Origin of the sequence: Thermosphaera aggregans, assembly GCF_014962245.1 — an archaeon.
GTDB lineage: Archaea > Thermoproteota > Thermoprotei_A > Sulfolobales > Desulfurococcaceae > Thermosphaera > Thermosphaera chiliense.
Genome location: NZ_CP063144.1, coordinates 738,598 through 759,279 on the forward strand (window position 1 = coordinate 738,598; position 20,682 = coordinate 759,279).

Below are 20,682 nucleotides of genomic sequence, written 5' to 3' on the forward strand. Positions count from 1 at the left end.
TTTCTTCCAGGCTTAAGGAAGGGGTCTCGCCATGATATACGCGTCTTCACCGTCTAGGTAGTACTGTTTCTCCACCCTTATCTTTACGTAGCCGAGTTTCTCATACAGATTGATAGCGGGGGTATTGCTCACCCTGACCTCCAAGTATGTTTCAGAACACCCGTAGCTTTCATAGAGGTTTTTCAACGCGTGAGCCATAAGCCCTAGCCCTAGACTCCTCCCCCTATGCTCTTTAAGAACGGCTATGCTCACGATGTGCCCGCTCTTAACAAGCAGGGTTTTAAAGAAACCAGGCTTGTATTCAACCCTGCACATGACGTAGCCAACTACTTCGCCGTTAGGTGCCTCAGCTACGAAGAAGGATTTTCCATAAGAATTATACAAATCCTCGAAGAAAGCCCTTGGATAGTTCTCCGGGAGAGCCTCCCGATTAATACGTATAATGGATTCTATGTCTTCCTTCCTGGCCAGCCTTATCGTGTACCCTGGCGCTTCCCTACTCAAGGTTGCCAGCGCGTTTTCAAATATCGTGGTTACCGATGGTACTGCGGGTTTTTCCTTCTTGAAAAGCATGAAATCACCATTCCTCAAAGCATTATAATAAATAGTTGTGAGGAATTAATATATTCTGGTGAAGGTGAGCTGGATGCTTATTGAAGAAATAAGGAAGCATGAGCATATGCCGCTAGCGGGTAAACGCATCGCTTTAGGTGTTTCCGGTTCAGTAGCTGCATACAGGTCCGTGGACTTGGCTAGGAAGCTGATTAGAATGGGCGCGGAGGTTAGGCCCATACTCACACGGTTTGCAACTAAGCTGATCGGACCTGATCTACTGTGGTGGGCAACGGGGAATAAGCCGCTTGTGGAGATGACCGGGGAGACGGAGCACATAGATGTTGCGAAATGGGCTGACGCGCTTGTAATCGCTCCAGCCACTCTTAACACCATGAGCAAGATAGCTTACGGAATTCTCGATGAATTACTACCGTTAACAGCTGCCACCATGATGGGTGACGGTAAGAAAATCATTATTGCACCCGCAATGAACATGAGGCTGTACACCTCGCCACAGTATGAGAAGGCTAGGAGGCTTCTTGAAGACTATAACGTGGTGATTATTCCCCCTTTTATTGAGGAGAACAAGGTCAAGTTTCCACCGCTCGACGACCTAGCCCACTGTGTTGACGCGGTTGTCAACAGGGGACAGGATTTAAAGGGTAAAAGGATTGTTGTAACCGCAGGAGCAACAAGAGAGTATTTAGACCCTGTCAGAGTATTGACCAATCCAAGTAGCGGTTTAATGGGGATTTTAATCGCTCGCGAAGCAGCATGCAGGGGCGCTATAGTCGACCTTGTCTCAGGCATCTCAAGGTTTGACCCTCCTTACATGGTGAACAACATAAGCGTGGAGACAACGAGCGACATGGCGCTGGCAATAGAGAGATTGACTAGCGAGAGAGAATATGATGCAGGGATTTTCGCGGCAGCACCCGCTGATTACAAGCCCAAAGTTTACCATGAGGAAAAACTGTCTACGAGAGATATGAGAAGCTTGGTGATAGAGCTCGAGGCAACTAAAAAAGTTTTAAAATCCATCGTTAAAAGGCCAAGGCTTCTCATCGGTTTTGCTGCTGAGAGCTCGAAGGTTTCCGAGGAGCTGGTTGAAAAAAGCAGAGTTAAACTTCTCGACTATAACCTCGACCTTGTAGTAGCCAATAACATCTTGTCAGAAAAGGCAGGGTTTTCGAAGCCGCTTCTGGAAGTATGTTATGTCTGGAAAGAAGGATTCCAGTGTCCGGGCGAATCCTTCAAGGAGGTAGTGGCCAGGGCGATAGTTGACTACGTGGCTGGCAGATTTAAGTTATAGGATTCCATGACATTTGAAGCGAGAACATCTCTAAGAGCGTTCACCAAGAAAAGGGTTTGATATGCATTGAAATAGATTTAAGCACACACAGCCTATATGGTGGAGTGAGAATTTAACACTGTGTTTTCAAATATCTCTGGCACTGAACCAAAAACTTCGAAAACCTTGTCATGATAGTCTTTTTCAACAATTTCGAGAAAAATTTGTAACGTCCTCGCCACATCCTCGGTGATCAAATTGCCAAGAGGTTGAGGCTCGTAATAATCCACACCTTTCAACAGGCTTGTCGAGAAATACCACAGTGTTTTCCTAATTTTCCTGCCCGTAATGGGCGATGCGCTGAACCCTTTGCAGGTAAAGCCTGAGTGGATGACAAACACTTTATCAACATCCAGTTCTCCCAGCTGATTCACGCCCCGCGCTTCTAGGTCCAGGTATTCGTACCCATGCTTGGTAACACCGTCAGGAGTGATTTTCACACCATACAGGTTTCTGATTGCTGGATCGTAGACTAGCATTGATGTACCGTTAACTATTTTTAAAGGACTGGTAACTTTTATAACCGTGTTCTCTGTAGCGTAAACCTTGAATCCTCGAGAAAACGCCACTGCTGAGATAGAGCTTTTGCCCGAGTGAGGATACCCTAGAAAGAGCAAGGCTTTTCCACCGCGTTCTATCGTGATTGAATCGGTTAGCATTACATAGCCTTTCTTTCCCAACACGTATGCTATTACTTGAAGGAGGAAGAAGAATGGGGATTCATTTGAATATGCTGAAGGGTATTTTCCTTCAACAATGAAGAGTGATGGAAGCCCGTGAGGAAGCAGGTCGTGCGTCAACACTTTAAACTTCACGTCTTTGTTGAACCAATAGATTACGGCGTCAGGTCTGCACTCACTAGTGTTTTTTAAACGGGGCAGGTATCTCTTGGCGAAAGCGCTGGAAAGAGATGCCCATAACTCCTGGGCCCTTTCTGTTTGAATCTGAATGCTTGAATCAGCTACGTTAATACATAAGGTCTCCAAGGTTTCACAGCCTCATGCATGTAGTTTAAGATCTTTGGAGGCCAGTTCGAGAAGTCTATGGGTTATGAATCTTAATGCTTCTTGAAGTACTTCGTTATTGTTGTACGACGATACAATGTTTTTCAAAAACCCCCGGTCCTCCCCCTTAAGCTCAGATACTTTTTCAACAAGCAACGGCATTGCTCTCACTACGTTATCTACGATGGTGATGTCGGCGGCTCGAGCAGTTCTAGACAACGGGTTTAGATCAATAGTTATAACATACTTGCCGAGACGTTTAAGCGCTTCTGTGCGGTCTCCGTCTTCAAGAGGTACCAGGACAACATCTGCAATCAATATGCCGCGGGGACTCACGCGTCTTCTCTCGCTAAATAGTTCGGGAATCGTTGCAGAAGCGTCTTCGCCAACCCCTAAAACCTCGCGTGCTCCATGAGAGAGCAGGAACTGCTTTATAGCCTCCTCCCGCTCCCTGGTTCTGTAGAACAAGTTAACCTCGATAAGCGCTCCTGATGCTTCAGCAAGTTTAACAACGTGCTCAGGGACAAGGGCTGCAACATTCCCATTCACAGATATAACTGCGTGGTTAGCGAGTAATAGTGCGGCAGCAGCCGCTTCAATAGCCTTTAAAGCGAATCCCTGGGTTTTCTCTCCTATAAGGTAATCGAAGCATTCCCCTCTCCCATGGGCAATTAAGCCCTCGGGCGCGACAATCCCTTTCTTAAATCCTTCTACCAGCTTCTCCCTTATCAAAAGGCTCTCGCGCCTAGGGTGGTTTGCCGGAATATTCAATTTCAACACCAGTCCTAGAGATTTCACTCTCCATGAAAAATAATTGCCTACGGGATAAAATATCGGTAATCTCTGTGACGTGATCCTTCTCAACCCAAATGATGAGCGCCGACTTCTTCAAGTAGAGGCCTACAACTCCCGGTGAGCGAAGTATTTCAGCAGGTATTGAAGAATAGTCGAAAATACCCTGAGTGTACTCCTTCGCAGCGTTGAAGTAATCCATCAAATCCTCGCTGCTTGCAACTTTTTTGAGAAGTGATAATCCTTTCTCGTAATGGCTTAACGGTATCCTTTCAAGCATTTTACCAGTTGGCTCGGAGTAGGGAAGGCTGGACACGATTAGTTTAACACGGTATTTAACAGGGATTTTGAAAGCTTCACCGATGCCGGGCGGCCCGGGACGGGTTCTAATGACGAAGCCACCATAGTATTGAGAGATAACATCCCCCAGCCCCGTCCCTCTCACAACTTCGAGCTCGTGAGCCTTCTGAAAAGCATTGAGTAACGAGCTCCCTGCATAGATGGAGTTAACCAGTGTGTGCGCGATTAAGAGAGTGGATGAGAGTGCGAAACCCTTCCCTAAGTTGAAGGGAGATTCCACTGTGACGCCTACTTTTGTCTTGTAAAACTCGCAAACATCCTTAGCCTGCTCGTGAAAAACTTTTTGATTGTTCAACCGAATCGTGCACTCATCCTCAACAGGGAGTGCAACGCTCGATACTGAAAGGTTTATCCCGGCCCCAATACTTCCTGAGAACAAAGGATTACTGCTCAGTACAGGAATCCACAATCCAGAGACGTGGTGAGGTATAGTCAGCTTTATCAAAAAGATCACTCTTTCAGATACTTGACCACCATTGGAAGGAGCATCCAGCCATGTTCTATTAATCCTAGACTTCCTTTAGCAAACTCCTTCTCGCTGAAAGCCTTCAACCCGTCTGCTTTAATCCCTGGAGCGTAGAAAGCCACTGGCACGGGATCATCCGTGTGCGACTTCACTGAGGGCGGAGTTGCGTGATCAGCGGTAACCAGCAAGGCTGTGTTGTCTTTCAATCTCGCTAAGAGTGGTTGAACGTAGTGCCTATCTATCTCCTCAATCCTCTTTCGTTTCAGCGCGGCATCGCCGTCGTGACCCGGCTCGTCCGGGCCTTTCAAATGCACGTAGACTATGTCGGATTTTTCAAGAGCCTCAAACGTCTTCTCAAGCCTAATCTTGTAATCAATCTCTGGCCTACCGGTTGGGGGATCCATAACGATTGTTTCCGCACCAAATGCACGACCAATACCTATTTCGACAGGCATTTCTGCGAGCACCGTGAACCTCCCCCCGTATTTTTCACCTAAAGGTGTTGCTCTCGGGAACGAGCCCCCTGCATCCCTCAACAGTAACGCGTTAGCTGGAGGAAGCCCTCGTTTAACCCTCTCCTTGTTCACAGGATGAGTGTCAAGGATTTCTATGGATTTCTTCATGAACAAGTTAGCGAGTTCAGCGGTAGCCCTTGCTTCCTCCGAATTATCCAATGGCTCTATCTCCTTAAGGAATGGATTGAAAGACTGGTTCGCGATGCTGACCAACCCCACTCTCTTGTAGGCTGGATCATTGTTATCCACCATAGGCGATAGCCTGCGGGTCCTACTGCCAATCACAACCACTGCCCTGTGACCAATCGTTGCAATCACTCTAACATATCCATCATACTTTTCCAGCTCCATCTTATCAAGAGCCTCGGCAAGCTTACGGGCCTCTTCAGTTTTCAAGCTCCTACCAACTCTTCTATCAATAATTCTTAGCGAAGAAGAATCTACCGTTGCAAAATTAGCCCTGAAGGCTACCTCATACCCTTCCTTAATCGGTATTCCCGCTCCTAATGCTTCCAGAGGGCCTCTACCAGTGTATACTTCGTGAGGATCGTACCCTAATAGCGAGATAACGGCTTCGTCACTCTCCGGCGCAACCCCTTTCCCCACCGTATACATCAACCCGCACTTAGAATTGGAGGCTATGAAGTCTAAACCGGGTTTTTCAGCAGATTCAAGCGTCGTAACAGGATCTGACAGCCTGTCGCCCATGCCATCGAGTACAAGGTATATTAATTTTAAGTTGAAACCCATGTTGCCACCCAAATAGATAATCATTTGGCAAGGTAAAAATACTATTCAAGCACGGATTTGTTAGAATAATAGAAAACCACCTGAGTCACCGAATTCTCCGCGACTTAGATGCCTGGAGCACTTTCTTATCTTAGAGCTGTGCATGGTTACCTGGCTTATTGGGAGAAGGCCGGGTTTCCTTAGTCAAATCACGATTTTAATCCTAGCAGAGGCTTCATCCTCACCTTTCCCAACGCGTTTTTCGAAGCGTCCTCCTTTATGCCTTTTTAACATGCTGGATGGGAAAGGTTAAGAGGTATTTCTAGAAGCTAGAAGGAAATTATTAAATTGATTGTTGAATTAGTTTTAAACATTGGTGTGTATATGCCGGAGTACGCGATCCTTACAAGAAATCTGACAAAAATCTACAGGGGCGGAAACATCGGTGTTAACTCTCTGACTTTTACTGTTGAAGAAGGAGAGATATATGGGCTAATAGGGCCGAATGGAAGCGGTAAGACAACTACTTTGAGAATAATTGCGACGCTTTTAAAGCCTACCAGGGGAGAGGTATACGTGTACGGGATTGACGTGGTTAAAAACCCTTTAGAAGCCCGGAGGCTCATGAACTATCTCCCCGAGGAAGCTGGGGCTTACAGGGATCTGTCAGGCTTGGATTTCATCAGGTTCATGCTCTCGGTGAGGTTTTCTGGCAGAAGATTGGAGGAGGCTGTGAGCGAAGCGATTGAAATAGCTGATTTAGGTAACGACTTGAAGAGACCGATTAGGGGTTATAGCAAAGGTATGAAGAGAATTTTAGCATTGAGCACGGTTTTAGCATCACATCCGAAGTTGTTGATTCTTGATGAGCCTACCAGCGGGCTGGACGTGGAGAGAAGCATTTATGTAAGAAAAATGATCAAGAGGTATAACAAGGAATTCGGCATCACAGTATTATTGAGTAGCCACAACATGCTTGAAGTAGAATATTTGTGTAGAAAGGTTGGAATACTTTACAGAGGCACTCTCTTAAGGGAGGGTCCGGTTGAGGAGTTGAAAGCGAGGACAAACTCCGTGAATCTCGAAGAAGTATTTCTGAAGATAAAGGGTGAAGCAGCATGAGCTTGACGCCTTTGATAATAAGGGAGGTTAAAGCGTTCGTTAAAAACCCAGCGTTCATAATGAGTATTGTGTTATTATTCGTATTCTATGGCGCCCTGGGTAGATTGATTTCAACAGGGGTTCAAACAGTTGTTGAGGAAACACTTAACGTGCAAGTGGGTGTTGTTGTTGAGGATAACTCAGAGTTCGTGAATAAGGTGCTTTCTATAGCGAATGAAACAAGTGGCGGTCGATTAAAGCTGGTTGGAAGTGTAGACTCAGGGCTAAGCATGTACGAGATCGTGGTGGTCATACCACCAGATTTCACATCTAGAGCGATGAATTTGAATGAAACACTAGTTTTAGAATCATACACAAAAATCAACACTGTTTCACCAGTGGTGAGCAGTGCTAAAACAGGGATTGCCATGACGATTAGCGAGCTCATTAGGAAATCCGTGGCATTCACAATAGCGGTTGAAAACAATATAGACCCTTCATTAATAGAAAAACCCATAGTGGTTAACTCAACGGTTGAACTATATGGGAAAACCATGAGAATGGAGGAATACACGGCATTCTCATCCATCCTAGGCATCATACCAGTGATAGTGGCAATAATCATTGGCGTCAACGCAATGTATGCTTCACAGTTTACCGCTACTGAAAAAGTTGAGAAGGCTTTTGAAATGCTCCTAGCGCAACCTATTCCTCGCAGAAACGTTGTTTTCGCAAAAATCATTGGCTCCATAGTGGCTTCACTACTTATGGGGATCGCTTATTTTGCAGGAATACTGTTTATGCTCTCAAGCGCTGCCACGCCTTCGGCGCCGGCTCCTTCGGAAACATCTATAAACCTAGCTGATTTCCTGTATCAAACGTTCGGGTTCGAATCCATATCGATATCCATCGTGTCAATAGTTCTAGGATTGGTATATTCAGGAGCAATAGGTGTAACCCTTGGCTCCATAGTCTCAGATGAGAGGATAGCAGGTGCGCTTACCACTCCAATATTGTTTGTCTTCATAGGTGTTGGATACGCACTGCTCTTTATCGGTTTACCAATAAACGTTGTCACTGGCGTGATCGCAGGAGTTACTATTGCCCCCTTGCCCATTGTTGCAGTGGTTTCAACCATGATGGGGGATACTACGACTCTGGCTGTTTCACTCTTAGTCGCAGTGGTTTCAACACTGAGCGTAATGTCGATAGCCGTGTATGTGTTTAACAGGGACATAGTGGTTCTAGGTTTAAGAATAGGAAGGTTGAAAATAAGGGAAAGAACGTGAAAGTCTCATGAAGAGAGTTTTAAAACAGCTGTGAAGTCTTGCTGACGTGAAACAATCAATCTTTTTTCTCTATAAAATAGTGTCTTTCCTCGGGAAACCTCCCGGTTTTCACTTCCTCAACATAGGACCTTACCGCGTTAGTGATAATTTCCTTTAGATTTGCGTACTGCTTGGAAAACGGCGGCGGGTTCTCGCTCAGCCCGAGGAGGTCGTGGAAGACCAATACTTGCCCATCACACCATGGCCCGCTTCCTATGCAAATAGTGGGGATGCTGACCTGCTCGGTTACTTCTTTAGCCACGTCAGCCGAGGTGTACTCAATAACTATTGAGAAGGCTCCTGCTCTTTCAAGGGCTTTAGCGTCTTCCAGGATTTTCTCCCTCTCCTTCTCGCTAACCCCTCTTTTCTTATAACCTCCTATGAGCAAGGCTCTCTGAGGGTTTAACCCGATGTGGCCCATGACAGGTATTCCAGCCTTTACAAGCGCTTTAACCGTTTCCTCGTATTCTAAACCGCCCTCTAGTTTCACTGCGTCGGCGCCTGTTTTCATCATTAAACCCGCGTTTCGAACAGCTTCTTCAATACTGGCCTCGTAGCTTAGGAAGGGCATATCCCCAACTACTAGTGCACGGGGCTGGGCCCTTGTCACGCTTGATAGATGGAGAAGCATCATGGCCATGTCTACGGGTAATGTAGAGGTGAATCCGTGAGCAACCATTCCAACGCTGTCCCCTACCAGTATTATGTCCACGCCCGCTGAGTCAACAAGCTTCGCCGAGACATAATCATACGCTGTTATCATGGCGATTTTTTCACGGCCTTTCATTTTCACAATTGTTTTAACATTAACTTTTGACTTCATCTCCAGCCCCTTCTAATAAATGAATCAAGCGAGTAATAAAATAGTTCAATCCCGGATAATCCAGCTCTTTTGCAATGAAACCATTGATGTAATCTATCTCGGTCTTACCCCCTCTCAACACATCCTGGAGCATGCTTGACAGATTCTCTCTCGTCAGCTCAACATTCCTATACACGTAGCCTTTCAGATAGGATTTATCAAACCTGAATCCATGCTTGTGCGCTACTTGTATAAACTCCTCTAGGATTCTGTCGACCAATTCTTCTGCATTCTTGCTTAAAACAATCTTATTCCTCTGCCTAGTCAGCGCGGTCAACGGGTTGACGACACAGTTTAGAGCAAGCTTCAGCCACCGGTAATATTCAATATTGGATGTGATCCTGAAATCCATCCCTCCCCTAATGAGAACTGTGGAGACCGGGGATAATTCATGGCATGGTTTGCCGGGACAGCCCGCGACAACCGTTTTACCACCATTGTATCGTATTGTGTAGGGGTTCAATCTTTCTGCTCCAATATAGGCTACGCCTACTGCGACCTTAGCCTCCTGTAATCTCTCAGCAACTAGCTCATAACTCCCGAAACCGTTTTGAAGCATAACTATAACGGAGTCCCTATGGGAAAGCCTTTTCATCAATTCTATGGTTGATTCTACATCATATGCTTTCACAGTGTTGAATATGAAATCACACTTGTCCCACGGGACATTAGATAGCCTCGGCTCTACTGGGACAGCATATACCTCACCTGATGAAGGCATGATTATGTTGATAGCCCGTGTTTCCAGTATTTTACGGTAGCTCTCCTCGGATCTGTAGTAAATTGGAATCCTGGATAGACCTCCCTTATACAGGTAGTAAGCTATAATGCTTCCGATGCTGCCCCCGCCTATTATGCAAGCGCTGATGCTCATTTCCCTCACTAGAGCAGTATTTCAAGAATGGATTCTAGTTCGTAAAAATCTTTAGTGAAAACATAAGTAACAGGTTCGAGCCCTGTACCTCCTTTATCAACAATTACGTCTGGCTTTCTCCCTGCAACATCCTCCATGGTTTTCCAGAAACCACTCAAGTCGGTATGGGGCCCTGTGTACACTACGTGATAGATATGATGCTTCAGCCTAGTCACTAAAGAATAGTCGTATTTGAAGTTAAAGCCTACTTTCTTCATAGGATTATGTCTCACGATGAGGAGGAGTAATTTCGCTAAGTGCCGGCTACCTCCGTAAAAAGGTTCGCCGGTAACCACTATTCCAGTTAAAGTTTTGACAATCCTACCCGTTAGCCCTATTATGTCTGCCTCCGAGGTTGGAGGTTCTGGCGCGTAAACGAGATTACTGCCAACCTCTGGAAGAATCCTGGCCAAACCCGGCTTAGACATGATTCTGGAGAGCGCGGTCTTATACACTTCAATATACGGGTCTTTAAGCAATCCCTTAACGCATTCTTCTCGTAGCTCCGTGAATTCCTTACAAGCAATAATTGCTGATAAGTAACTTGTAAACCCGTGGGAGGTTATCACGAATCTTGCAAAGTTCTCGCTTACTGCTAAATCCGCAAGAATCCTGCATTGGTGGAGAACAATTTCCTCATCTATAGAGTACTTCTTTAAATTTTCAACATAGTGTTCAACCGGCTTGCTGAGGAGCTTGTGGACAAGCGGCTGAGTAATGTTTAGAATCTTTGCGATCCTATGCTGGCTCAACCCACGGTTTCTCAACACGTGTGCTAGAATTCCCCTTATATTGGGTAGAACGATTTCACTAGCTATGTCCTCTATGATCATCCCTTAAAATATCCTCCTGTGAGATTGTTTGCCTGCCTCTAAATCCTCTTAAATGCTCGTTTTCAATCCTCCTGGACAGCTTCTCAGCCAACTTGAAGATTTCCTTGATGAAGCTAATCTCGTATTCGAAAAACTCTTCGTAATTATACATTTCGTCAACTAGTTTTACAAGCTGATCTATTTCGTTGAAAACCATCGACCTAAACTTGGCCTTATCGGCTGGGGTTAAAGAAGGCTTAATTAGGGTTTTCTGCAGAAAAGCATATATTTCAGCTGGCTCCAGCGAGCGGTATTTCACGGCGATCAGTCTAATTTTCGGGTCTTCAACTTTTTCCACATCATTCTCGGAGTAAACCGCTTCCTCGACAGCATCAATATCCTTAAACCGCCACCAAGTCTGGTTGCTTGATGAATAAGTCTTCTCTATAAGGCCGAATTCTTTCTCAAGAATCCTTATCAAGTTGACAGGGTTGTACGAGAAGCCCATTGAGTTAAGCTTTAATACTAAGTGTTTGAAGCTGAAATCCCCCAGCTTGTGGTCAATATTAGGGTCTTTAGCGATGGATAAAGCCGTCTTTAAAACTATGAAACCCTTGTCTCCATACTTCTGGAGGAAAGAGAAAACCTTTTCTTTCAAATCGCTGGAAAGCACTCAAAACCCCACTATTAATTAGGCTGGGTAGGTTTTAAAATAGTTTTTTATTGATCAATGATTGAAGTATGTGTTTTCAGCAGGGTTTTGAGAGGGGTGTTTATTGCCTAACCTACTGTTAGAGGTTAGAAACATTAGAAAAACATACGGCAAGAAAATCTTAGCGGTGGATAATCTCTCTTTCCACGTCATGGAAGGCGAGATTTACGGCTTGATAGGTCCGAACGGGGCTGGCAAGACAACGTCTCTCCGAATTATTGCGGGGCTAATAAAACCAGATGGGGGAGAGGTTCTGATCCGCGGTGTTAATGTTCACGAAAGTCTCAAGAACAATAGGAGAATGATTGGTTACCTTCCTGAAGAGGCAAATACCTACCCGCTCTTAACTGGAATGGAGCATTTAAAAATCTATGGAGGATTATATGGGGCCAGTAGCGAGGACTTAGAGTTCGGGGCAAGAATCACGGGCCTTGGGAACCGTTTGTTGATGAAGACTTCAGAGTACAGTCACGGCATGAAGAGAAGACTCTTGCTAGGAGCAGTGTTGATGACTAAGCCAAGGCTTGCCATCCTGGATGAGCCTACAAGCGGGCTTGACGTCCACGCCAGCGTTTCTGTTAGGAAAACCATTAGGGATTATGTTAAATCAACAGGTGCCGCAGCCATTGTGAGCAGCCACAACATGCTTGAGATAGAGTACTTGTGCGACAGGATCGGCCTCATATTTAAAGGGAAGATTATTGAGGAGGGACGCCCGCGCGAGCTGGTCGAGAAGTACGGCGTTGCAAATCTTGAAGAGGTATTCACCCTTCTCGTTAGAGGTGTTGAGTCTTGAAGGGTTATTCAAGGCTTAAGGTTCTCCTTGAAAAAGAAATTAAAGACTTGTTTAGAGATAGAAAGGCGCTTTTAACCACAGTACTACTACCCCTTATATCACTCCCCTCAATAGGGGTTTTCACTCTATTGTTGATATCTCAGCAACCTGTTAATATTGCGTTGATAGATGAGGATAATTCCTACTACGTGAATCCAGAGTTGAACGTGGCAATGTCCTCGGAATGGGTCGTGGGTAATCTCACCTTAGCGTTCACTTCTCGGGGTTACAGCGTTGTCAATTTACCGAGCAGAAGCGAAGCTCTTGAAAACAACAGTATTGACCTAATCATCATCATTCCCAGCGGTTTTTCCAGGAACGCTACTAGTGTTGACTCTGTCGGGCAAGTTGAGATACTGAGAAGGGCAAATGTTCAGCCTGCCCTCAATGCAGAGGGGGTTGCGAGAGGCATTTTGAACGCTATCTCCGTAAACTTATCCCTCATTAAGATAGCGAGACTGTATGAGAAGGCCGGGTTGGACCCAGGAGTGTTCAAACCAGAAGCCTTCAGGGACCCTGTGTCAACCGGCCCAACTATACTGTTATCCCCTGAAGGGGAGAGAGTGGGGGTTGAAGCCGAGCTGAGGACTTATATTGCCCGCTTACTCGTTATCGCCTTCGCCTTCGTCGTCACCCCAGCCTCCGCCTTCGTTATCGATGGGATAATAGGTGAAAGGCAGAGGAAAACTTTAGAGCTTCTCCTAGCATCGCCGGCATCGCTAGGCGAAATACTTGCGGCTAAAATAATAGTCGCAACTATTCTAGGGCTTCTGGCATCACTGGCGGATATAACGGCACTGCTAGCCTATGTGGGTAGCCTTGTTCTCGCATACGGTGGCCAATTGTTCATACTTCTTGACCCGGGGCTACTCCTCCTCCACTCTGTAACGTCTTTCTTCACTATCCTGGTTACTGTGGCGATAGCAACTCCCTTCATAACGAGGACTCGTGGAATAAGGAGTGCTGGTAATGTAGCCGGCTTGATAACAAGCGTGGCAATAGTATTCTTCTTCCTCGGATTTTTCATAGACTTCCCTAAGCTCGAGGCAAACGTGTTGAACATGTTGCAGATTATACCTTACACTCAAAGCATATTGAGTGTTCAAAATTACATTTATGGGAGACCGGATTTATCTATTATAAACCTCTTAGCTTTAGCCTTATTATCCTCACTCATACTGTTAATAGCGGTTAAAACCGTGGACAAGGAGAAAATACTGTTAACCCAGGATTAGCGTAAATGGGCTTCTAAATACATATTTTTATAGGTTAATGATAGGATATATTTATACGAGATGAAAAGTATGACGTATAAAACAGCTTACAGGTTGATAACAATAGCTGATGAAAACAACGCGATCGATATTGACAAGGCTAGCCAGTTATTAGGCGTTTCTACTTCAACCGTCAAGAAATACGTTCAACAATTGATTAATGAAGGATTCGTTGAGAAAACGAAAGAGGGTAAATACGTCTTGACGAGGCTGGGTGTTTCAATAAAGAAAGTTATGGAGATATCTACTTCTAAAAATATTCCTAATTACGTGATCACAGATGTTTCAACCGGTCAGCCCATACCTCTTTCCTTTAACAACTACGAGCAACTCTACGCAGTCATAACTTATCAGTTAGCGCCTCGAGAAGTATTGGAACACCATCTGAGAAACTACCTGCCTGAATGGGTGAGGAGCTCAATAGGGGATGAATTATTGGCTGAGAAAATCAGTAAGGGCGAGATAAACTCGATCGAGGATTTGAAAAAATATTTAGAATTTATATTATCCATTACGAGTTCATTAACTACTAGGTAAGAGGGCTTGGAGCACGGGCTTAACAGGCTGAAAGAAATATTAGAGAACAATTATCTCCCTAAGGCCAGATGGTGGCCTTGGAAAAACACTAGGAGACAAATAACTATTGTTTCATTTCAGGAGCTGGACGGCTTAGTGTTTCTCAAGTTTAAAGCTGATAATCAAAACTTTCAACTCCCATTAATGAAAACCACCGGGGAGGTTAATGCTTTACGGGAACGCACTCTATGTGTTGAAAAAGAATGCTTTGTGGAGGCGGAGTATCACCCTGAATATTACTCCCTAATTTCTAAGCTACCGGGGATTGAAATAGAGGTTATTTCGGAGCCGCCCCGTAAGATTGTAAGCGCTAAACCTGTTACTCTTGAGTCAACAAATGCTGTTTCCCTGTTGGTTGATGATGCTGGGGAAAAATACGTTCTAAAGAGCTATAGGCTGTTACCGGAGACTAATCTGGAAGCTTTAATGATAAAAGCTCTGGCACTTAAAAAATTTGAAAACATACCTAAGGTCTATTTACTCATAAAGCATGAAGAGCAGGTTGCAGGAATATTGATGAAATACGTTGAGGGCGTTGGGGACGGCGGTTATCCTTTCTACACACACCTAATAGAGTATTTGAGAAAGTCTGCAAGATTACTCGCGACCGTGGGTTTGTCAGCTAAGCTAGGCACGATCATAGGTAATATGCATAAAGCATTAAACATCGGGCACTCTGACCGGTTTTACGGTTTAGAGGAAATAGGTTTAGACGATATCGAGAACTGGATAAAAAGGATGCACAGATATCTCAACACGATTTTAACAAGGCTTGATGAAATAGCCGCGGCAGGGGAGTCTGTCAGCCCTGAATGGATGGAGAAGTGGAGGGGGTTAATTGATAACAAGGGTTTAAGCGTTGTTGAGGAGGCTTCATCATATTTGAGGGCTTACGAGGGCCTTGACAAGGGAAGGATTCACCAGGATCTCCACCTGGCTCAAATGATTTATATCCCATCCACTAACGACTTCATCATAACGGATTTCGAGGGGGAGCCGGGGAGAAGCCCTGAGGAGAGGGTTGCGAAAGAGCCGCTTCTGAGAGACCTAGCGACTATGGTGAGGAGTTATCATTATCTTTCACACGCGGCTGTTATGAACGCTTATGCAGTATCAATAGACCAGGCGAGCGATATTATGTTGAATCATGATCCAACGCTTGAGTGGAGACTTAGAAACATGATTGCGATGGTCAACTCTTATTTAGCCAGTATAGTAGGCTCCGAGTTAGCTAGAAGGTATAAGGAAATGAGTCCTAGGAAGCAATTGTCTTTGATTTACCCATGGATTGTTGAGCGATCCCTATACGAGGCGTACTATGAATCAATGTATAGGAGTGAATGGGTCTCCATTCCAATAATAGGGTTATTCGACCCATTGCTTGTTTTCTTAAAGTAGCCAGATAGTATGAGGGTTGAATATATTTATTCCAGTTGATAATACCTAAACGTGGCGATGGGTTTGACGAGCATAGTTTTCCTCTTCGAGGTTCACCAGCCCTACAGGCTTGACAGGAGAATGCATGAGAAGCTGATGGAGAAGGCTTTAAAAGGCAGTCTAGAATACGATGATATTCAAGAAGCCGTGTTTGATAACTCCCTTAACAAGTACGTCATGGAAAGGGCTGCTGAAAGATGCTATATTCCAGCGACCAAGATAATAGTGGAGAATCTTAAGAGGTATAAGGACTCCTCCAAACCTTTCAAGGTGTCATTCAGCATTAGCGGCGTTTTCCTTGAGCAGGCGTCTAAATGGGCGCCGGGGATAATTCAGGTTCTCCAAGAAGCAGTAGCAACCGGGATGGTCGAGCTAGTAGAGCAGACGTATTATCACAGTATAGCGGCATTCCTCCCTAACCATGGTTTTGAAGAATTAAAGGAGCAGGTGCTTCAGCACAGGGAAGTGTTAAAGAATACTTTCAATTACGAGCCAGTTTCCATAGAGAATACGGAGTTCACTTTCAATAACGATTTAGCCTGCTTCTTTTACAACATGGGGTACAAGGTCATCGTGACAGAAGGAGTCGACCACATTCTAGGGTGGAGAAGCCCTAACTACGTGTACAAAGCATGGGGCTGTGACGCGAGAGTTTTAACAAGAAACTATAGGTTGAGCGATGACGTCGGGTTCAGGTTCAGCGATAGGAAATGGGACCAATATCCCTTGACCGCAGATAAGTACGCTTCATGGCTGGCAGCAACCCCTGGCGATGTAGTGTTTTTAGCCATGGATTATGAAACATTTGGCGAGCATCACTGGCCGGAGTCCGGCATTCACGAGTTTCTCAGATGGCTTCCTGGCGAGGTCTTGAAGTACGGCCATTTGGAGTTCTCTACACCCCGGGAAGTGGCTGAGAAGTATCCTCCACGAGATGTTTTCGACGTTCCCCCGTGGTCGACGATTAGTTGGGCTGATGAGAGAGATTTGAGCGCATGGATTGGGAACATAATGCAACAAGAAGCGGTCAGGGCTTTAGCCAGTCTCTACCCATACGTGAAAGCATTGGAGGATCCAGGTTTAACAAGGCTGTGGAAGATGTTAACCATAAGCGATCATTTCTACTACATGGCTACTAAGTTTGGAACTATAGAGGAGGTTCACGCCTACTTCTCCCCCTTCAAGAACGCTAGCATAGCGTATGGATTATTCACGGAGGCTTTGGGAGTATTGTCTAAGTTGATATATGATAGAATAAGGGAGAAACCTGTCAAAGTCGTTTCTAATTTAACCCTCCCATTAGAGAAGGCGTTCTACTTTACAATGCCCGATGGTACTTACACAGGAGTTTATGTTAGATCATTAAAGGAACTGTACTTTAAACTCGGAAGCGTGCCTTTGGAAAGCGTTGTCTACCACTTAAGAAGCGGGCATATATCCGCATGGATTAGCCAGGTCCTGCTTTTAGAGGAATTATCGAGGAAGATACAGGTATTGTCGCGTGAAGTTGATGAGCCTTTGAAACTTGTAGAACTTGTTAAAAAGGAAATTCAATCCTACCTAGAGGGCTGAAAACATGGCTCCCGTGAACTTCATATTCGCGCTTCACTACCACCAGCCAACAGGGCAGTTTGAATATGTGAATGAAAGGATAATGGAGAATAGTTACAAACTATTGCTCGACGTTTTCAAGGAGTATAGTAGTTTTAAGTTCACAGTTCACGTTAGCGGCCCACTCCTAATTTACATGAAGGAGAGATATCCTGATTATCTCCATGATTTGTTAAAGCTTCATGACTATGGAACGATAGAGTTCATGGCTGGAAGCATTGGTGAAGCAATCATACCACTCCTCCCTATTGATGACAGAGTAAGACAGATTAGAATCTACCTCGAAGAATTCGAGAAGATCGCCGGGTTCAGGCCTAAGGGGTTGTGGCTTCCTGAAAGGGTTTGGGAGCCAAGTATCCCGTTCGTTACGGCTGAAAACAATATCGAATACGTGCTGATAGATGACTCCACCCTTGCTAAGACAGGCTTGGACCCAGGGTTCTCAAACTATGCATGGATGACGGAGGAAGGAGGCAATAAGTTAAAGGTGTTCTTTATCGATGCAGGGCTGAGGTATATCCTTCCCTGGGAGCACCCGGATAAGATAATTAATTACATGTGGAGTAGGTCTGGAGATGAGGTCCGAGTCCTATTATGGGGAAGTGATGCCGAGAAGTTCGGGGAGTGGATGGACCCTAGCTGGAGCAGGTCTTGGCTGAAGAGCTTTCTCGAAGCCCTCAGATACAATAGTGATAAGGTTAGAATGATTCAGCCGTCAGAGTACCTGGATCTCTACGGGGTAAAGGGGCTGATATACCTTAACACAGGAAGCTATGATAAAATGCTAGAGTGGAGCGGGGGATTCTTCCGCAACTTCCTGGTAAAGTACAGGGAGAGCAACAACATGCATAAGAAAATACTGTATGTGAGAAGCAAACTTGTTAAAGCAGAATTGCCAAGGGATTTAATGATGAAATACTATCTCGCGCAATGCAATGACGCATTTTGGCACGGGTTGTTCGGCGGGATATATCTTACGCATCTAAGGCAGGCAATATATGAAAACCTGATCAAGGTGGAGAAGTATGCAGAGGAAAAATCCAACTACTTTGGAAGCAATGAAGTCGTTTACAAGCTGTACGACTTCGACTTCGATGGGAAAGACGAGTTATTGGTTGAAACCCCTGTCCAGAACCTTTACATTAAACCTGATGATGGAGGCACATTGTTCGAGTATGATGTTAAAATAAGCGGTTTGGAACATAATCTTCAAAACACTATGTCAAGGTATCATGAACCATACCTGAACATTCAATGGTTCCGCCCAGACTGGTATAGGAGGGTTAGCTGGCGGTTACACCTCTGGAGTCACGATACGGGATTGTTCGAATGGATTAATAATTCACCTTTCAAAGATCTCAGCGATCTAGCCCTTTCAAAACATTATGTCTCGGTTAACCCAGAGCCTTTTGAAATAATTTTAAGGGCGCAGGGAGGGTTCTACGTCTTCGGAAACCTTATCTCCAGGGTTTTAGTTGAGAAACGGGTTAAGATTACTGAAGAAGGTCATGTTACCATTTACAAGGTAGTGAACAAGGGTCCTGAAACCGTGAAGGCGAGAGTTGGTATTGAGTATCATACATCGCCTAAACTGAATACTAAGACGGAAGAGAGGGCTAAGTACGTGGTGAACGGGGAGGAGAGGGAGCTGTCTTCGTTTTTCATAGGCAGAGGTAAGAGTGTACAGGTTAAGACAACACCGTACCCGGTGTTTTCCCTCAATGCGTCTAGGGATACCGATTTATGGGTAGCCCCGTTAAACATGTATGCTAGGACGGAGAAAGGAGTCATGGAGATTCCTCAAGGATTAGCATTGATGTTTAGCGAGCTTGTTGAGCTGAAGAAAGATGATGAGTTTTCATTAAATGTTGAATGGCGGATCAAGGCGTAGGCTGGTGGGAATGAAGCCTATTTGGCTACTCAGTTTCGAATCATACATGGTTAGGAAGGTTGGAGGCTTAGGCGAGGTTCCACCTAGGTTAGCGAGGGCGTTGCGCGAGAAAGGCTATGAAGCAATAGTTTTCACACCAAGCCATGGTGTGAAGCTCATTGAAAACGTGGAGGAGCTCTATTCCGTTAACATTCGTGGAGAGAATTATAGAATCTTAAGATACAGGGTTAACCCGGAGCATTTTGTAATCGAGGGCGGTGTTTTCAAGGATGAGAATGTCTACTCAGGGGGCCGGTTGCTGGAGAAATCAGCTGTTTTCGGCCTTGTAGTAAGTAGTTACTTGAGACATGTTGTTGAAACAGGCTTTGACAAAGTACCTATTGTCATTCACGGGAATGACTGGCATAGCTACCCTGCCCTTCTCTTATCAAACATGTTAAAGGTTGAGAAGGGATTGAGCCTTAAACTTGTCTATCAGCTCCACCTACTCTCAAAGATGAAAATAGATTTAGACTTCTTCACAAGTGTTATTGGTGTTAGAATGCATGCTCCTATAACCGGTGTTGAAGGCGTTAAACCCTTTGAATACTACTTTAATAGAGCAGGAGGTTGGGTTGAAAAGCTAGCCTATCTTACAGTAGACCATTACGTAACCGTTAGCAATGGTTATGTGAAGGACGTTGAGAAGAATCTGGGATGGGAGACTGCAGGCAGGATAGATTATATCCCGAATGCGCTTGTATGGACATCGAAAGAAGTCTTCGACACAGTAGCGAAACATTACGATGTTAAGAATCCTCTAGACCCGGAGGAGCGGAAAAGAGTTCGGAGAAAGATATTAACCGAAGATATGGCCGGGTTTAAAGGCGTGATCACGGAGCCTCATGTTAAAGAATCTCTTAAATCCCTACTGGAACACTACGAGTTAGATAAGCCTAAAGCTTTCGACAAGGATGGCCAGCTCGTGTTCCTCTCGGGGAGGCTGGCAGGGCAGAAGGGATTGGACACCTTGCTTGGATCGCTGGAACGTATTATCGTTGAAAACCCGCGGGTTAGAATAGTCCTCGCGTACATTCCGGTTGAGGGAAGCGAGCCACTGATTAGAAAACTAGGCGAGTATCACTGGGCTTTTAATGAGAACTTACGGATAATAATAGGAAAGATGTCCCCAGAGGATTATATGTCGCTTTACTTCGCTGCTGATGCTTACCTTGTCCCCAGCCGGTATGAGCCTTTCGGACTCGTCGCTGTTGAATCATTGGCAGCTGGTACACCGGTGGTTGCCTCTTTCACGGGTGGATTGAAAGACATAGTAGTGGATCTTAGAGAAAACCCTGAAGAAGGGGTGGGGTTCTTAATAAGGCCTGGAAACAGGTTCGAACTTGCTGAAGCCGTCGTCATGCTTCTCGAGATAATGAAAAACCCTGCTAATCAGGAAAGAATAAGGCGTAACTGTGTTAAAAGATCTCAGGAGTTTTCATGGGAGAAATCAGCCGGCAAAGCCCTAAAAATCTACTTCTCCTAACATTTTTAACACACCTAGAGAGTAGAGTATGAT

At 45.0% G+C, this 20,682-nt stretch carries 19 protein-coding genes; 10 read left to right on the top strand and 9 right to left on the bottom strand.

Going from position 1 to position 20,682, the window contains the following annotated elements; genetic code table 11:
* Positions 1 to 12: 12 nt before the first annotated feature.
* Entirely contained in the window at positions 13 to 573 is a 561-nt protein-coding gene (gene rimI, locus IMZ38_RS04355) for a ribosomal protein S18-alanine N-acetyltransferase (RefSeq protein WP_193435695.1), read from the bottom strand.
* Between the two features lie 73 nt (positions 574 to 646).
* Here rimI and coaBC point away from each other — a divergent pair, with 73 nt between their 5' ends.
* A complete protein-coding gene (gene coaBC, locus IMZ38_RS04360; protein WP_193435696.1) occupies positions 647 to 1,867 on the top strand; it encodes a bifunctional phosphopantothenoylcysteine decarboxylase/phosphopantothenate--cysteine ligase CoaBC in 1,221 nt (406 codons plus the stop codon).
* A gap of 92 nt (positions 1,868 to 1,959) precedes the next feature.
* Here the strand turns inward: coaBC and IMZ38_RS04365 are convergent, their stop codons facing one another.
* From IMZ38_RS04365 to IMZ38_RS04380, 4 genes are read right to left on the bottom strand one after another with little or no spacing between them, the layout of a single operon-like run.
* On the bottom strand, positions 1,960 to 2,892 hold the full coding sequence (locus IMZ38_RS04365; protein ID WP_193435697.1) for a hypothetical protein: 933 nt from the start codon (positions 2,890 to 2,892) through the stop codon (positions 1,960 to 1,962).
* A gap of 12 nt (positions 2,893 to 2,904) precedes the next feature.
* Entirely contained in the window at positions 2,905 to 3,681 is a 777-nt protein-coding gene (locus IMZ38_RS04370) for a 4-phosphopantoate--beta-alanine ligase (RefSeq protein WP_193435698.1), read from the bottom strand.
* A complete protein-coding gene (locus IMZ38_RS04375) occupies positions 3,656 to 4,507 on the bottom strand; it encodes a pantoate kinase (protein WP_193435699.1) in 852 nt (283 codons plus the stop codon). The genes IMZ38_RS04370 and IMZ38_RS04375 overlap by 26 nt, the downstream gene beginning before the upstream one ends.
* Positions 4,508 to 4,512: 5 nt before the next feature.
* Entirely contained in the window at positions 4,513 to 5,793 is a 1,281-nt protein-coding gene (locus IMZ38_RS04380) for an alkaline phosphatase family protein (RefSeq protein ID WP_227410819.1), read from the bottom strand.
* A gap of 363 nt (positions 5,794 to 6,156) precedes the next feature.
* Between IMZ38_RS04380 and IMZ38_RS04385 the strand changes: the two genes are divergently transcribed.
* Positions 6,157 to 6,894 carry an ABC transporter ATP-binding protein gene (locus IMZ38_RS04385; protein ID WP_193435701.1) on the top strand — a complete coding sequence of 246 codons (738 nt, stop codon included), beginning with the start codon at positions 6,157 to 6,159 and terminating at the stop codon, positions 6,892 to 6,894.
* Positions 6,891 to 8,162, top strand: coding sequence for an ABC transporter permease (locus IMZ38_RS04390; RefSeq protein WP_193435702.1), 1,272 nt, complete (start codon positions 6,891 to 6,893; stop codon positions 8,160 to 8,162). The genes IMZ38_RS04385 and IMZ38_RS04390 overlap by 4 nt, the downstream gene beginning before the upstream one ends.
* 55 nt (positions 8,163 to 8,217) lie before the next feature.
* Here the strand turns inward: IMZ38_RS04390 and panB are convergent, their stop codons facing one another.
* Genes panB through IMZ38_RS04410 form a run of 4 tightly spaced genes read right to left on the bottom strand, consistent with a single transcriptional unit; the run spans position 8,218 to position 11,461 of the window.
* On the bottom strand, positions 8,218 to 9,024 hold the full coding sequence (gene panB / locus IMZ38_RS04395; protein ID WP_193435703.1) for a 3-methyl-2-oxobutanoate hydroxymethyltransferase: 807 nt from the start codon (positions 9,022 to 9,024) through the stop codon (positions 8,218 to 8,220).
* On the bottom strand, positions 9,008 to 9,937 hold the full coding sequence (locus IMZ38_RS04400; protein WP_193435704.1) for a ketopantoate reductase family protein: 930 nt from the start codon (positions 9,935 to 9,937) through the stop codon (positions 9,008 to 9,010). Before IMZ38_RS04400 ends, panB begins: the two co-directional genes overlap by 17 nt.
* A gap of 8 nt (positions 9,938 to 9,945) precedes the next feature.
* The gene (locus IMZ38_RS04405; RefSeq protein WP_193435705.1) at positions 9,946 to 10,809 is read right to left on the bottom strand and encodes a thiamine-phosphate synthase family protein; all 864 of its coding nucleotides are present in this window, start codon (positions 10,807 to 10,809) and stop codon (positions 9,946 to 9,948) included.
* Positions 10,787 to 11,461, bottom strand: coding sequence for a hypothetical protein (locus IMZ38_RS04410; RefSeq protein WP_193435706.1), 675 nt, complete (start codon positions 11,459 to 11,461; stop codon positions 10,787 to 10,789). The genes IMZ38_RS04405 and IMZ38_RS04410 overlap by 23 nt, the downstream gene beginning before the upstream one ends.
* Before the next feature lie 103 nt (positions 11,462 to 11,564).
* Here IMZ38_RS04410 and IMZ38_RS04415 point away from each other — a divergent pair, with 103 nt between their 5' ends.
* The 7 genes from IMZ38_RS04415 (at position 11,565) to IMZ38_RS04445 (ending at position 20,649) form a co-directional block, all read left to right on the top strand.
* Positions 11,565 to 12,296, top strand: coding sequence for an ABC transporter ATP-binding protein (locus tag IMZ38_RS04415; protein ID WP_193435707.1), 732 nt, complete (start codon positions 11,565 to 11,567; stop codon positions 12,294 to 12,296).
* Complete coding sequence (locus IMZ38_RS04420) at positions 12,293 to 13,570, top strand: ABC transporter permease (RefSeq protein ID WP_193435708.1); 1,278 nt, start codon at positions 12,293 to 12,295, stop codon at positions 13,568 to 13,570. The genes IMZ38_RS04415 and IMZ38_RS04420 overlap by 4 nt, the downstream gene beginning before the upstream one ends.
* 69 nt (positions 13,571 to 13,639) lie before the next feature.
* Positions 13,640 to 14,146, top strand: a complete 507-nt coding sequence (locus tag IMZ38_RS04425) for a MarR family transcriptional regulator (protein ID WP_193435709.1) — start codon at positions 13,640 to 13,642, stop codon at positions 14,144 to 14,146.
* Between the two features lie 6 nt (positions 14,147 to 14,152).
* Complete coding sequence (locus IMZ38_RS04430) at positions 14,153 to 15,583, top strand: alpha-amylase (protein ID WP_193435710.1); 1,431 nt, start codon at positions 14,153 to 14,155, stop codon at positions 15,581 to 15,583.
* Positions 15,584 to 15,640: 57 nt separating this feature from the next.
* Positions 15,641 to 17,194, top strand: a complete 1,554-nt coding sequence (locus IMZ38_RS04435; protein WP_227410954.1) for a glycoside hydrolase family 57 protein — start codon at positions 15,641 to 15,643, stop codon at positions 17,192 to 17,194.
* Between the two features lie 4 nt (positions 17,195 to 17,198).
* Positions 17,199 to 19,124 (top strand): alpha-amylase/4-alpha-glucanotransferase domain-containing protein, encoded by a 1,926-nt coding sequence (locus tag IMZ38_RS04440; protein WP_193435712.1) that lies wholly within the window; start codon positions 17,199 to 17,201, stop codon positions 19,122 to 19,124.
* A gap of 10 nt (positions 19,125 to 19,134) precedes the next feature.
* Positions 19,135 to 20,649: a glycosyltransferase gene (locus IMZ38_RS04445; RefSeq protein WP_193435713.1), complete on the top strand. Its 1,515-nt coding sequence runs from the start codon at positions 19,135 to 19,137 to the stop codon at positions 20,647 to 20,649.
* Positions 20,650 to 20,682 lie beyond the last annotated feature (33 nt).

Coding starts and splice junctions, on each gene's coding strand:
- IMZ38_RS04400 (WP_193435704.1), bottom strand. CDS start 9,937: ATGAGCATCAGCGCTTGCATAATAGGCGGGGGCAGCATCGGAAGCATT.
- IMZ38_RS04435 (WP_227410954.1), top strand. CDS start 15,641: ATGGGTTTGACGAGCATAGTTTTCCTCTTCGAGGTTCACCAGCCCTAC.
- rimI (WP_193435695.1), bottom strand. CDS start 573: ATGCTTTTCAAGAAGGAAAAACCCGCAGTACCATCGGTAACCACGATA.
- IMZ38_RS04405 (WP_193435705.1), bottom strand. CDS start 10,809: ATGATCATAGAGGACATAGCTAGTGAAATCGTTCTACCCAATATAAGG.
- IMZ38_RS04440 (WP_193435712.1), top strand. CDS start 17,199: ATGGCTCCCGTGAACTTCATATTCGCGCTTCACTACCACCAGCCAACA.
- IMZ38_RS04380 (WP_227410819.1), bottom strand. CDS start 5,793: ATGGGTTTCAACTTAAAATTAATATACCTTGTACTCGATGGCATGGGC.
- panB (WP_193435703.1), bottom strand. CDS start 9,024: ATGAAGTCAAAAGTTAATGTTAAAACAATTGTGAAAATGAAAGGCCGT.
- IMZ38_RS04385 (WP_193435701.1), top strand. CDS start 6,157: ATGCCGGAGTACGCGATCCTTACAAGAAATCTGACAAAAATCTACAGG.
- coaBC (WP_193435696.1), top strand. CDS start 647: ATGCTTATTGAAGAAATAAGGAAGCATGAGCATATGCCGCTAGCGGGT.
- IMZ38_RS04445 (WP_193435713.1), top strand. CDS start 19,135: ATGAAGCCTATTTGGCTACTCAGTTTCGAATCATACATGGTTAGGAAG.
- IMZ38_RS04425 (WP_193435709.1), top strand. CDS start 13,640: ATGACGTATAAAACAGCTTACAGGTTGATAACAATAGCTGATGAAAAC.
- IMZ38_RS04390 (WP_193435702.1), top strand. CDS start 6,891: ATGAGCTTGACGCCTTTGATAATAAGGGAGGTTAAAGCGTTCGTTAAA.